The following is a 13,634-nucleotide window of genomic DNA, read 5'->3' as shown; positions in this document are numbered from 1 at the left end:
ACGACACAATAGTTATTGAAGAGGAAGGTATGCGCTTGCCGGGAACCCGGTATCAGGAGCCTGGATGGGAAGGAGTGCGTAAACTCCTGGGCGCCGCTTCGCTCGCGGCCTTCGCGCGCTGCGACCCGCTCGATCTGCTCGACCCGGTGCCGGGCGACATGTCGCTGGCGCTGTATGTCGATGTGCTGACCGAGGCGCTGCACGCGATGCGCTCGAGCCCACGCGCCCAGGCGGCGGGCAACAGCTATGGCGACTCCAACGCCGAGCTGGCCTGGCTGCTGGCCTGCGAGCTGGCGGCACGGCCGGCCGACTGGGAAGCCTTCCGCAATGCGATCGCGAGCGAACACGCGCGTGCCCCTGCTTTCTGGCGCCAGCCGGGCGGCGAAGCGCTGCTGCGCAAGAAGGTCAACGACATGTTCGCCGTCCTGCGCGACAAGGTCGATGCCGACAACTACCAGGCCGCCTGCGGGCGCCCCTGCAGCCCGAACCGCATCTATGCCTACCGCATGCTCGACACTGCGTATGGCGAGATCGCCCGCCTGTTTTCCGGCTGGCGCGAGCACGGCGCGCAGGTCGGGGCGATCCTCGGGCGCCCCGTCGAGGCCAGCGTGCCGATCGAGGTCCGGCAGCTGCAATCGATCGCCGCCTGTCGCCCCGAGTGGATCATGCGCTGGAGCGAAACCCTGGAGCGCTTCACCGGTTCGGCCGGCCCGCTGCACACGCGCTCGAAGCGCTTCGACAGCCTGAAGAACAACCCGGTGAAAATCGGTGAGATGCTGGCCGAGATCGGCGAGTACGAAGCCTTGTCGGGCAACCGCGACGGCGACTGGCTGCACGACCAGGAAAGCGCCGGCGCCTGGCTGGAAGACTACTGGCGTGTGTTGGGCGAGTCGGAGCAGGGCAGCGCGCCGGGGCCGGACTTGATCCTGGAGGCTGGAGAGGAGGAACTCGATGCTTTTTCACCAGCCCAGCCCGACGAAGCGCCGAGTGAGGATGAACCGCTGGACGCAGCGCGGGCGCATTCGGTTTCACTTCCCCCCGGCTTTGTTCGGATGGCACGCGCGGCCGAGGATGCGGGCAGCTGGAGCGCGCGTCTGTTGGCAGGTGAATCGCTGCCGGTGCGCCTGGCGGTCTACCTGAAGCTGATGGGGAGCATGGACGACAGCTATCCGGACGCATGGCGCGACCCGGCCACGGGCGCGCTGCCGACGATGGCGCAGCTGGCCGCCCTGGACGACGTCTCGCTGCCGACCTTGCGCAAGCGGCGCGACGCGGCGATTGCCAGCTTGTACGCCGCACACGAACGGGAGGATGAATGAATACAGGAAGCACACGGGGCGACATCGACCGCAAACTGCGCGAGCGCCTGCTGCTGGCGCCACGGGTGGAGGGCGACCGCCTGCGGCTCGCCGATGAGGTGTTGCTGGCGGCACTGGACGGCAGTCGTCCGCTGACGGCGGGCGAGCGCGCGGCGCTGCAGACCTCGCCCCTGACGACGCGCCGCCTGCGCACGCTGGCGCTCGAGCGGCGTGCCGCCATGACCGGGGCCGCCAATGAGGATGCATGGTCCGGCAGCCACGGCATGCTGCGCGCGGCCGACACCGGCGCCGCGCTCGAGCTGCTGGCCACCGACGACGGCTACTGGCACCTGCATTTCGTGGGCGCTGCCGGCGCCAGGCGCGTGATCCTGCAACTGGTGCCGGAAGCTCCGTTTGCCGCGCGCCTGCTGCGCGAGTCGGCCCCCGTACGGGTGCTCGATGGCAGCGGCGCCGAAGTGCTGGCCGGACGGCTGGACCTGGACGGCGAATGCGAAGCCGCCTGGCCCTTCGCCGATGCGCCGTTCGAGCACTTCCAGCGGCGCGGGGCGCGCTTCAGTGTGCATCCCCGCGTGCAGCCGGCGCCATGATGTTCCAGTTGCTGCGCCGCTTTGCAGGCAGCCCGGCTTTCGAAACCGCCGGGCTCGGCACGCAGGTGATCGCGCGCCCGATCGCCTCCGGCTGCCAGCTGCCGCCGGGCGGCATCGGCGTCGTGTTCGATGCCGCCGGCCACACGCGCCGCGTTAGCGCGGGCGGGCGGGTCAATCTCGCCGCTGGCGACCGCGCGTGGTGCTTCCATCCGGGCCCCTATGGCTGCGACCTGGTGCCCTTTGCCGCCGCGCCCGAGATCGGCCTGCGTATGAGCTTTGCGGTGGACAGCCCCGACCCGCGCGTCACCCAGCAGCGGTTTGACCTCTACCTGGCAAGCGAGGCCGCGGACATGGGCGAACCGCTCACCGTCGCCGGCTTCGCCGCGCAGGCCGAGGCTGTGCTGCAGCGCGAACTGGCGCAGGGCAACCTGGAACTGCCGCCATGCACGACGCTCGACGAGTGGAACGCCTTCCGCGGCGGCTTCAACCAGCTGATGTACACGCGCTTCGGCGTCAGCATCGACGACTGCGTCCCGGTCGACCTGGCCGGCAGCCGTGACTACGCGCGCGAGTTGCAGGCGCGGGTAGACCCGGCCACGGCGCCGGACCTGCCGGGCGGGGCGGCGCCCGCTGCCACGGCCTCACCGGCGGCCTTTGATCCGGCCGCAGCCGACGCCCGCGCGCTGCGCCGCCTCTTCCTCGAGCTGCCTTGCCTGATGTGCCGCGTGCGCATGGCGGCGCTGCCGCAGGGGCAGGGGCTGTTCCGCCAGCAGCAGGCCTTGCTGGGACGGCTCGACCTGGTCAGCCTTGCGGCCGGCACGATGCCGGCCCTGGCGCTGGCGGCGCCCGGCCAGCCCCTGGCAATGGATCAGCAACTGCGGCGCGCGCGCCACAGCCTGCGCGCGGCAGCGGCGCTCGACGAAGCCTGGGCGCTGCTCGCCCGCCTCGAGCGCGCGGACGACGACGCGCTGGCGGGTCTGCTCGACGAAGCGGACCGCATCGTCGCCAACCTCGAGCACGACATGGACGGGCGCAAGGCGCTGGCCCCCGAGGAGGACGCATGAGCACCCACACAGAACGCCCGGACAGCGCCCAGGTTGCCAGCGTCCTGGCCGACGGCACGCTGGCCACGGTGACGGCCACGCGCCGGCCGCGCGGCGGGCGCGCCGAAGTCAAGTGCAGCGCCCCTAGCGCGCCCGCACTGGCGGCACGCATGGGACAGGTCGCGCGCCTGGCGCGCCATACCGAAGCGCGCTACGACAGCCGCGACCAGGTCGTCATCAGCATCGACCGCGCGCCCGGCCCGCAGGAACGCGACTGGGAACTGGCCGTGGTGCTGGCCGACCGCATGGTGCGCGGCCTGGTGCCGGCGCGCGAAGGACTGGTTGCCAATGGCTGGTCCGGCGACTGGGAACGGGGGCGGGTGGAGGGACACGACCTGCGGGGACACGACCTGCGCGGCGCGCCGCGCGGAACCCTGCTCGGCGGCGAGGGCTCCCTGCACCATCTCGGCGCATTGTCGGGCCAGCCGGACGTGGCGGCCTCGGTGTCGAGCGCGCGCGCCTGGTTCCCGCTGCACAGCGGCGGCATCAACGACGCATTGTGCTGGGTCGAGGTGAGCGTTTATCCATTGGCTCCGCTCGCTGGCAGCGACGACGAGGACGCGGTTGCCGCGCCCGGCCTGGACGGCGCCCGCCAGGCTGCCGTGCGCCAGGTCCTTGCGGGAGCGCGCCACTTCGACGGCCAGGCCGCCGCCCGCTGGCGCACGACGGTGCGCTTCGGCGCCGACAGCTTCCACGGCAATTCGTACGAGCTGGCGCTGGTGCTGGCCGACCGGATCGCGCGCGGGCGCGAATTCATCCCCCGGGGCCGCATCATCGCCAGCGGGTGTTCGGGCGCCTGGCATGCCGGCCAGGTCGAGCCGGTCGAAGGACTGGCGCCGAAGTGCGCGCTGATCGAGCGGGAGGCGCAGGCGGGCGACCGCGTGCTGCTGCCGCGCGCCTGGGAAGCCGGGCTGCCGCCGGGCTTGCGCGAGGCCTTGCGGCGCAAGGGCGCGAGCCTGGCTTGCGTCGAGCGCATCGGTATCATTTAGAGCGCCTGATAAAATCGGCTGAGCAGCCGTAACCAGAGTTACCACAGGATGGAGTCGGATCATGTTCCAGATGTTCGGTTTTGGCGGCGCCCCGTGCCCGCGCTGTGAGCGCAAGAATGCCGATGGCGCGGGCTATTGCGCGGCCTGCGGCATCACCCTCGGCGCGCCACGCAATGCGCCGCTACTGGTCGATAACCGCTGGGTCGCCGGGCCGGACGAGCTGGCCGTGTTCTTCGGCGTGCGCGCGCTGTCGGGCCTGTTCGTCAAGACCTTGCGGGTGCCCGCCACCGCCCGCGCCTATATCCTGCAAGGCGGCCAGGCGACTGAAGTGCCGCAGGGCGAATACGAGATCGAAGGCTTCTTCACCCGCCTGAACCACCTGCTGCGCGACGGCCACGCCGAAATCCTGGTCACGCGAACCGGCGCGCTGCCGGTCGAATTCGCGTTCGACGACCTGGAAACCAGCGAGCACCTGGCCGTATCAAGCCGCTTCACCGTCAGCCTGCGGATCGAGAACGTGCCCGCCTTTGCGCGCCATTTCATGACCATGCCTGGCACCGTCACGAGCGCGCAGTTGCGCGAACTGCTGGCGCCTGCCGTGCGCCAGCTGGCGGCGGAATTTGCCGGCAGCAGGTCGCTGCGCGAGATGGCAGGCAACCGCGACCTGCGCTTTGAATTCGACGAACGCCTGCAGGGCGCGCTGCGCCTGCTGCTGGCCGGCTATGGCCTGGGCGTGGTGCAGGTCGATACGCTGGCCCTGCGCCACGACAAGTTCGATGCCAACCGTGCCCGCATCGGCACGCTGTGGCTGGCCGCCGACGAGCGCCGCGTGCAGATGGAGCACGCGCGCCAGTTGGGCGAGCTGTACGACGAAGACGAGTGGCGCCGCATCGAACGCGAAGAACAGGCTTCGCGCCTGCGCCTGCGCCGGCTGGAACTGCGCCAGGCCGAAACCATCGACCGCGCCGAGCTGACCCTGGCCAATGCCGGGCGCGCGCAGGCGCTGCGCGCGCGCGAGATCGATTTGTATGCGCGCGTGACGGAATCCAAATCGCGGCGCGAGGCGATCGGGCGCGGTGCGGGCGAGATACTGGCCCAGCTCGAACACGAGCTCGGAAAAAAACGCGCGCAGCGCGCTGGCGAGCAGGCCGAGTGGGCGCAACTGCAGGCCATGGCGCAGATCCGCATGCGCGGCGCGCTCGAAGTGGCCCAGCAGGAGGCATTGCAGGCGCGCCGGCTGGCGCAGCAGCGGTTCTCGCAGCAGTTGCTGGTCCAGCAGATCCGCAACAAGGTCGAGCAGGCCAGGGAGATCGAAGACGCGTCGCGCCAGCGCGAGGAGCTGGCACGCCTGCGCGCGGCCGAAACCGCCGCGGCGCGCCGTGCCCGGGAACTCGACGACGAAGAACACCAGGCGCAGTTTGCCCTCGTCGTGCTGGCCAATGCCGCACGGCGCCGCGCGACTGAGCGCGAGGCGGAATGGGACGAGCAGCAGGCGCAGGCACGGCTGCGCGCCGCGCTGCGGGGGGCTGACCTGGAGAGCGAAGGCGTCCAGCAGAAGATCGACGCGCTGCGCCGCGAGGGCGGGCAGCAGGACGCCATCGCCCAGCACGAAAAGCTGCTGCGCACCCTCGACGCCGAGCACCGGCAGGCACGCCAGGCGAAGGAGGTCGAGCTGATGGCCGAGGAAAGTCGCGCCGCCCAGCGTCGCGCCGAGCAGGAGGCGGCGTGGCAGCACCAGCTGGCCCTGGCCAAGATCGAGAGCGAGCGTGCCGCATCGATGGACACTTTTGATGACACCACAAAACTGGCGCTCGCTCCCGCGCCGAACGCGGCGATCCTGTCCGACTACCTGAAAACCCGGGTGCACGCGACGATGGACGCCGGCCAGCTGGGCGCGCTGGCCGGCGTGGTGGCGGCCGGCGGCGACATCATGGCGCTCGATGCAGCCCGCCTGGGCGCGAATGCTGCTCACGATGCGGCCGAGCGCGAACGCCTACGCCGCGATCTCGAGGTTGACAAGGACCGGCGCCACCAGCTCGACCTGCTGGCCTTGCAGAACGACGTGAACAAGGCGGCGCTCGCCGCGCAGGCACAGGCGGTGGGGGCGGTGGCCACGGCCCGCTCCTGCCTCCACGGCCACGCGGCAGGCGCCAGCGACCGCTTCTGCGGCGCCTGCGGCGCGGCGCTGCAGGCTTGAGCCGGCAGCGATGCAGACAGCCCTCGACAAGATCCGCGAGCTGCGCGCCCTGCACGACGACGGCCTGCTGAGCGGCCAGGAGTTCGAGCAGCGCAAGAACGCGATCCTGGACGCCGCGCACGCATCGCCGCCGGTGGCGAATGCTTCATCCTTGCCCGGCACCGAGCTCGGGCTGATGCAGGGCCAGCAGGTCGGCCCCGCCAACCGCCGCTACCGGCTCGAGCGCCTGATCGCTCCCGGCGGCATGGGCCAGGTCTGGCAGGCGACGGACCTGGCGACGTATGCGGAGCTGGGCCACAGCGCGCAGGTAGCGCTCAAGATCCTGTCGCCCGAGCTGACGCAAAGCAGCGGCCACGCCAGGCTGCTGGTGCAGGAAGCCACGCGCGCGCGCCGCCTGGCCCACGAAAACATCGTGCGGGTCTACGACTGGGCCCAGGACCCGGCGACCTCCAGCTTCTTCCTCATCATGGAATGCCTGGAGGGCGAAGACCTGGGCAGCCTGCTGGCGCGCGAGCGGGCCTTGCCGCTGGCGCGCGTGCTGGCGCTGCTGGTGCCCATCGGCGAGGCGCTCGACTATGCCTGGGACAAGCACCGCCTGGTCCACCGCGACATCAAGCCGGCCAATGTGTTTGTGACCAAGCGCGGCGAGGTCAAGCTGCTCGATTTCGGCATCGCGGCAAGGGCGCGGGCGCAAGGGGGCACATGGTCATCTCTCGAGGCGCCGCCGCGCTCCGGCACGCCGGGTTACCGGGCGCCGGAAGCGGGCGCACCCGACAGCGTGCCGGCGCCAGGCCTTGACGTGTATTCGGTCGCGGCGATGATCCACCAGATGCTGTCCGGCCGGGCGCCTGCCGCGGGGGGCGCATTCGACAGGCCGGATGGACTGGACGAGGGCAAGTGGGCGGTGCTGCGCGGCGGCCTCGCACACGATCCTGCGGAGAGGCCGCACAGCGTGCTGGAGCTGTTGTCCCGGCTGGCGGCTGGGCCGGTTCCGCTCGACGTGGCGGCGCCCGCGGCCGGTCCGGCGCCGGCCGAGGATCTGCCCATCGCAAACGCGGAGCGCCCGCCTGCGGACGAATCGGACGAACAAGCACGCGTCCAGGCGGCGGCAGAAGCGCGGGCCGCCGCCGTGCGCCTGCGCCGCGAGCAGGAAAAGCGCGAGCGCGTGCACACCGATGCCGCCCGGCGCGTGCGCCGCGAAGCCTTGCGCGAGCAGCTTGCTGCGCGGCGCGCCGAGGAAGTCGCGAAAGCGCGCCAGGCCCAGGAGGAAGCGCAGCGCAAAGCGTTGCAGGCTAGGGCGGCGGCGGCCTATCTCGCCGAGCAGGAGCGGGCACGCGCGCATCCCCCTGCGCCCGCCGAGCCCGCTGCTCTGGATGCCACGGCGGCGCCAGGACTGATCCTGCTGCGCGACCGCTTCCAGGACGGCAGCGGCGCAGGCCCCGAACTGGTCGTGATCAAGGCCGGCCGTTTCCAGATGGGCTCACCCGAGCACGAACGCAGCATCGCGATGGCAGCCGGCGCCCAGAAAAACTGGCTGGCGCGCGAAACGCCCCAGCACTGGGTCGGCATCGAGCGGCCATTCGCGCTGGGCCGCTATCCGGTCACAGTGGGCGAATGGCGCGTTTTTGTGGAGGCGACGGGCTGGCAGCCGGACGGCGATGTCAACTGGGCCGCGCCCGGCTTCGCCCAGCTTGAGTCGCACCCTGTGGTCGGGGTGTCCTGGGGCGACGCCCAGCTGTACCTGGCCTGGCTGTCCGAGCGTACCGGCGCGCGCTACCGCCTGCCGAGCGAGGCCGAGTGGGAATATGCCTGCCGCGCCGGCACCAGGACGGCGTTCAGCTTCGGCGACGCCATCGACACCAGCCTGGCGAACTACGACGGCAACTTCAGCTGGAACGGCGGCGCGCACGGCGACTACCGGCGCGGCACGACGCCGGTCACGCAATTCGCCGCCAATCCCTGGGGCCTGCACGACATGCACGGCAACGTCTGGGAATGGGTGCAGGATGTGATGCACGACAATTACGAAGGCGCGCCGCTCGACGGCAGCGCCTGGGAAGCAGATGGCGAGCGCGGCGGCGACCGCGCGCGCCGCATCCTGCGCGGCGGCTGTTGGCTGTACAACCCGCGCTACCTGCGCTCAGCCCTGCGCAATGCCTTTTCGGCGGTCATGTCGAATGACATCGTCGGTTTCCGCGTCGCGCGGGACTTGGCCGACGGCGAGGGTAACGGGAATATTTCCTAGAGTCGATTCCTTAAAGGCTAGCCCGAATAGTCCCCATTTCCTTGATGTCGCCACCACTGCATTCAGGTCCGACGGTGAAGACGTATTGAAAGTCGTCCGCGTAGTCAAACGCTACATTTACCCGGCTGGCGGCCTGGCTACAGGGCAAGTCATCGACCTAAGCTAGCGAGGTCGACCAGTTCGGCAAGAAGCGCAGGACGCAATCAACCAGGCGCGCAACTATCGCATTTGCACGGTCATGGCTTTGAAAGCGAAGTTGCTTGAGGCATTTCCTGCACAAGCGAAATCTGATGTGAAAGAGAAGGGCGTAAGCATGGAGTGCAATGATAGTTTCAAGACAGTCTCAACAGGTAATGCCCCGCATACACCCGATGAGATGCGTGTCAATTTCCTCAACACCACAAAAAGAGTCATGCGCGAGCGCGCCGGATCACTGTGCAGTTATCGAAAGTGCTTGCGGGCTACGCTTCTACCTATTATGAAGAAAGATACAACGAGCGGGAGTGCAAGAATCGGCGACGCTGCTCATATCTACGGCGCCAGCGCAAACGGCCCTCGTCGAGAGCTTCCCCCCGGCTACGATGTCAGTAAACTCTCGGACGTGGAGAACGGGGTATGGATGTGCTGCCACCACGCCAGGCAAATCGACCGAGCGGAGATTGAGCATACTGCAGAAGAGCTGACAGACATGAAGCGGGTCCGCGAATTTGCGCAGCAGCGGATCGTAACCGATTCGTTTCTCCATAGCTTCGCGCCATACGTGCCAGCCATGGTTTTGGACGAGGTGGTGTGGGAGCACCTGCCGGCGCTCGATGTCGGTGTGGTTCGCCAGGCGATGATTAATGCCTGCTATCCGTACTTTCCGGGGTCCGACGCGCTCCTGGGTAGGACTATGCCCGACCCGCCGAGCCATTTCATATTGACCCCTGTCGCAAGGGTGGTCAAGAAGGTTGCCGAAGACGCTCCTCTGCCAGAGGCGGCCGAAGTCGCGCGTATTGATTTGTCGCTGCACGAACGCAATCGAGCGTTTCAGATAGTCGATGGCTGGGCTCAGCTAATGCCGCGCGCAACCCGAAATGACGATCTGCATCTCGTCAGCTCCTGCTATGTGAAACTGGCCGCACGCAACCCAGGCACAGGTGAAATAGACGACGCTTTTATCTGGACGAAGGCCACATACGCATCTGTCCGCAGGGTATCAGTCGCCAACAACAAACAGCTCACGATTCGCGTAAGTAGCTCAAGAAAACGCGTGAGCGATCTCGACTGGCAATTAAATATATCGATACTCAACGATGACTACCGAGCTGAAAGCGTTTTGAAAACCCATGGCGCGATTGCGCCCCAAGATATTCGCGACGATCACGAGTGGTCGCAGTTTTGCGCTTACGCCCGGGTGATCAGCCGGCTCGCAGAGGGGTGGGAGCCGATCGGTTTTGTCAGCCAACGCAGCAACGATTGTAACGACGTCAGATGGATACATCCTGAGCCATTTGAAATCGAGATGCGCATCAGTCCAGAGGAGCTAGCCGAACTCCAATATCGCTGCAATAAGGCTGTACTGGCACGAGAACTGAGCTTTCAATGGGGTTGCCGGTTCGTATTCACGCATGACTACTTTGATCGCGCACTGACGGAATTGATGATCCGGGCGGCGTCCGCGCAACTGTTGTATCAACAAGCGAGCCCCTCGTGGCCACCGGTGAATCGCATCGGTCCGCTTGTGCAGATACAGGCGCGGGAGGTCTATTTCTCAAACCGTAGTGGGGACATTATGTTCGACACCAGCCCAATCCCACGGCTCGATCGCGCGTGTCTGACCCTCTAGCCCTGCGTCGATCGAGAAAGTATGCACTCAGTCGTTGCGCCAACTGGGGTGCGCAAGCCCGATGCAACCGAAGCAGGGTAAACCCTGTCAAATGGTTGATGACCGGCTTGAAGGACACGCCATGAAAATCCCTGAAGACCTGCGCATTCCCGCAATCGTTTTCGGACTGCAAGCCGCGCTGCTTGCGGGATGCTCGCTGATTTTCTTCCTGATGCGGCACTAAGACCTGGCCGGGCGCCGCCAGGCGCAGTCAGGCCGGCTGCGCCAGCGCGCGCCGGGCTGGTGCGAAGGACGGCGCCGCCGTCCCGCCCTGCAATTCCGGATAGGCCCGGAGGGCGAATTGCGGTCCGCGCTGCCAGCCCGCGAGCCGTTCGGCGGCGCTCGCCGGCGCGAGCGGTGTCGCCTCGCCGCCGGCTGGGTCGCGCTGCCAGAAGCCGCCGTCGCGATGGAACAGCAGCGGCATGCCCGATGCATGCGCCCCCCTGGCCGTGCCGCGCAGGGTCTCGGGATCGCGTTCGGGATCGAGCAGGTAAAACGCCTCATGCGCCATGCCCGCGTCGAGCCGGCGCAGGATGACGCCGTTTGGTAGAACGGCGGCCACTTCGAGTACGGCCACGCCGGGAATGCTCGCCGTCAGTTCGATGCGCATGCCCGGGCGCAGGGGCACAGGCAGGTGCTTGCCGGGCCAGGCGCCGTCGAGCAGCAGCCCGTAGCGCGACACGTCTTCGATTTCATAGCCATCGCGCCCGCGCCGGATGAGGGCATGCCGCGCCGAGATGCGGCGCGTCAGGCCTTCGACGCATGGTCCGGCGGGCTCAGCCTGGCCGTGGTGCGCGAGCAGCAGGTCGGCCTCCGGCGCGCCGTGTTCGAAGCGGCCGAGCACGCATTCGTCGAGGGCGAACAGACGCAGGTGGCGCACGCGCTCCGGCGCCTCGAACACGAGGCAGGCCGTGCTGGCCGGGCAGGGGTGCCGCGCCGGCGCGGGATGGATCTGCGGCTGCCTGAGCGGCTGGTCGATCTCGATCAGGTCTTCATCCCAGGCGATGCTGGAGAAGCCGAGGTCGATCTTGCCGCCCGCCGCGTCGAGGTCGAGGTGGGCAATGCCCGCATTCCTTGCGCTCACATCAATGTCGACACTGCCGCCGCAGAAGCCCGCTTTGACCCGCGCGATCGAGGCGTCGTCGGCGCTGACGCGCACGTTCTTGTGCGTGGCGAGGAAGGTCTGGTGGATGTCGTGCAGGCTGGCGTCCAGCCGTGGCGCCAGGATCAGCAGCGTGGCGATCCAGACCCGCGCAGGGGCGAGGGCGTCTTCGGGACGGCTGTGCAGTTCGAGCTCGATGCGGTACTGGCCGTGCTCGAGCCCGCGCGAGGAAAATTCGAGGAAGACCGGCAGCCATTCGCCGCGCCCGGTGCGCGCAAAACCATGGCGCTCGCCGGAGTCCAGACGCAGGCGCGAACTGGCCAGCATCGACACCTGCGGCGCGCAGCCGGCTGGCATGCCGCGCAACTCCAGCTTGAGCACCTGGCGCCCGCCGGCGGCGCGCGGGTCGAAGCCGCTGACGTGCAAGTGCGGGCGCTGCAGGGGCGTGGCGCCGGCGACGATCGGGCCGGCAGCAGGGATGAGCAGGTTAACGTCAGGACCTTGTTCCTGCACCACGGGCTGGGCGTGGCCGTGCGCGCAGGCGGATTCCCCTGGCATCACCCAGACGGTGCAATGCGGATGCTCGGGATGGCTGCAACGCTTCATGGATGGGCTGGCTTCGTGGACGAGGACAGCTTAGCCGTATTCGCCCAGCCATGGCGCGCGCGAGTTGTTAATCCAGCACACAATTTCCTGTTGTAAATCAACCACCTTGCGGCAGTGCGGTCTCGTCCCGTCCAGGGCTGCGCACGCGCAGGGCGATCGCCGTCAGGTTGTCCGGTTGCAGGCCGGCGGGTGGGCGCGTTTCCATCTCGCTGAACAGGGCGGCGATGGCGCCGGCTGCGCCTTCCTGCGCCAGCAGGCGCGGCCAGCGGCCGACGAATTCGGCGGGGTCCGTGCACGACCAGAAGCCGTCGGTCGCCAGCAGGTAGAGCGCGTCGCTGTGGAGCTTGACCGCGCGGCGGTCGGGCAGGGCGCGCAGCCAGGGCGGGAGGATGCCGGGTGTGAGCGCGAACAGGGAATCGTCCAGCTGCGTCGGGTCGGTGAAGGTGTTCCCGAGAATGAAGGCTTGCGCGATCTGCGGGCCATGGCGCCCGTGCACCTGGCGCCACCAGGCGTCTTCCCCGATCAGCCCGGCCGTTGCCAGCACCGTGGCGGGCACGTGGTCCACCGTCAGCGGCGCGGCGCCGGTCGCCGTGACTTCGTACAGCCGGGAGTCGCCGACATGCCAGAGCAGGGCGTCGCCGTGTGCGGGAAGTTCCAGCAGAGTCAGCGTCGTGCCGGGCCGGGGCGCGTCCTCGCCGAGGGCGTCGAAGCGCCGCTGCAGTTCGCCGTGCAGGCGTTCCAGCTGGGCCGAGAGGGCATCGACGTCGACGCAGGCGGGGATGGCCAGCAGGCCGGCGGCCACCGCCTCCGCCGCTTCGCGCCCGTGGCCATGCCCGCCCATGCCGTCGAGGACGGCGAGACGCGCGTGGCCCGGCGGCCAGCCGGGGACGGCTGCCGTTTGCGCGACGCCGTCGAGCAGGAACGCGGCCTTGCCTGCCGCGTCGACCAGCACGCAGTTATCCTGGTTCTCGCCACGCATGACGGGGCCGACGCCGACCGCGCTGCGCGCCGCCACGTCCAGCCGCGCGCCGAAATTCAGGTGTTCGAACATGGCATCCAGGGGTCTTGATGGGAGCATCCATCATATGGTAGCTTGACGTTTTGGCAAAGCACCCCTGGCCCATGCTGATCCGCCCGTGTGAAGACCCTGACCTGGCCGCCATGGCGCGGCTGTTCCGTGCCAGCGCGCTCGAGTACATCGTGCACGAGTCGCCGCGCGAAAGCGCCTGCACTTTCCTGCGCGAGAACGACGAGGAAGGCTTGCGCGGGTTTGTCCGCAGCGGCCATGTGTATCACGTCGCGGTCGACGGCAAGGAACTCGCAGGCTTTATCGCCATCCGCAATAACGACCACCTGTACCACCTGTTCGTCGACCGCCGCTGGCACCGCCAGGGACTGGCGCGCCGTCTGTGGGACGTGGCGCGCAGCGAGGCGCTGGCCCGCGGCGGCAGCGGCAGCTTCACGGTCAACGCATCGACCTTCGCGGTGCCGGTGTACGAGGCATTCGGCTTCGAGCGTACCGGGCCCCTGCAATGCGTCAAGGGGCTCAACTGCAACCCGATGCGCTTTACGCCGAAGCTCGCACCGAACCCCACGTCGACCTCCACGCCGGACTGAGC

Annotated in this window: 10 protein-coding genes; 8 read left to right on the top strand and 2 right to left on the bottom strand. The window is 68.6% G+C overall.

Annotated features, from left to right (window positions below; genetic code table 11):
* Window positions 1-74 precede the first annotated feature (74 nt).
* The 7 genes from ACFPN5_RS03210 to ACFPN5_RS03180 all read left to right on the top strand — a co-directional run bounded on the left by ACFPN5_RS03210 (window position 75) and on the right by ACFPN5_RS03180 (window position 10,268).
* On the top strand, window positions 75-1,319 hold the full coding sequence (locus ACFPN5_RS03210; RefSeq protein ID WP_379780047.1) for a hypothetical protein: 1,245 nt from the start codon (window positions 75-77) through the stop codon (window positions 1,317-1,319).
* Window positions 1,316-1,906 carry a hypothetical protein gene (locus ACFPN5_RS03205; RefSeq protein ID WP_379780045.1) on the top strand — a complete coding sequence of 197 codons (591 nt, stop codon included), beginning with the start codon at window positions 1,316-1,318 and terminating at the stop codon, window positions 1,904-1,906. The genes ACFPN5_RS03210 and ACFPN5_RS03205 overlap by 4 nt, the downstream gene beginning before the upstream one ends.
* On the top strand, window positions 1,903-2,970 hold the full coding sequence (locus ACFPN5_RS03200; RefSeq protein ID WP_379780043.1) for a hypothetical protein: 1,068 nt from the start codon (window positions 1,903-1,905) through the stop codon (window positions 2,968-2,970). The genes ACFPN5_RS03205 and ACFPN5_RS03200 overlap by 4 nt, the downstream gene beginning before the upstream one ends.
* Window positions 2,967-3,998, top strand: a complete 1,032-nt coding sequence (locus ACFPN5_RS03195; RefSeq protein ID WP_379780041.1) for a hypothetical protein — start codon at window positions 2,967-2,969, stop codon at window positions 3,996-3,998. Before ACFPN5_RS03200 ends, ACFPN5_RS03195 begins: the two co-directional genes overlap by 4 nt.
* 61 nt (window positions 3,999-4,059) lie before the next feature.
* On the top strand, window positions 4,060-6,195 hold the full coding sequence (locus ACFPN5_RS03190) for a hypothetical protein (RefSeq protein ID WP_379780039.1): 2,136 nt from the start codon (window positions 4,060-4,062) through the stop codon (window positions 6,193-6,195).
* A gap of 10 nt (window positions 6,196-6,205) precedes the next feature.
* Window positions 6,206-8,440, top strand: coding sequence for an SUMF1/EgtB/PvdO family nonheme iron enzyme (locus ACFPN5_RS03185; RefSeq protein ID WP_379780037.1), 2,235 nt, complete (start codon window positions 6,206-6,208; stop codon window positions 8,438-8,440).
* 238 nt (window positions 8,441-8,678) lie between these two features.
* The gene (locus ACFPN5_RS03180) at window positions 8,679-10,268 is read left to right on the top strand and encodes a hypothetical protein (protein ID WP_379780035.1); all 1,590 of its coding nucleotides are present in this window, start codon (window positions 8,679-8,681) and stop codon (window positions 10,266-10,268) included.
* A 250-nt stretch (window positions 10,269-10,518) separates the two neighbouring features.
* Here the strand turns inward: ACFPN5_RS03180 and ACFPN5_RS03175 are convergent, their stop codons facing one another.
* Entirely contained in the window at window positions 10,519-12,015 is a 1,497-nt protein-coding gene (locus ACFPN5_RS03175) for an FHA domain-containing protein (protein ID WP_379780033.1), read from the bottom strand.
* A 97-nt stretch (window positions 12,016-12,112) separates the two neighbouring features.
* Window positions 12,113-13,066, bottom strand: a complete 954-nt coding sequence (locus ACFPN5_RS03170; RefSeq protein WP_379780031.1) for a PP2C family protein-serine/threonine phosphatase — start codon at window positions 13,064-13,066, stop codon at window positions 12,113-12,115.
* Between the two features lie 71 nt (window positions 13,067-13,137).
* On the opposite strand from ACFPN5_RS03170, the gene ACFPN5_RS03165 reads away from it, so the two are divergent.
* Window positions 13,138-13,632 (top strand): GNAT family N-acetyltransferase, encoded by a 495-nt coding sequence (locus ACFPN5_RS03165; RefSeq protein WP_379780029.1) that lies wholly within the window; start codon window positions 13,138-13,140, stop codon window positions 13,630-13,632.
* Window positions 13,633-13,634: the final 2 nt, after the last annotated feature.

Origin of the sequence: Massilia niabensis (genome assembly GCF_042655085.1) — a bacterium.
GTDB classification, from domain to species: domain Bacteria; phylum Pseudomonadota; class Gammaproteobacteria; order Burkholderiales; family Burkholderiaceae_D; genus Telluria; species Telluria niabensis.
Note: the sequence above shows the minus strand (reverse complement) of the source record. Positions and strands in the feature narration are given on the sequence as shown.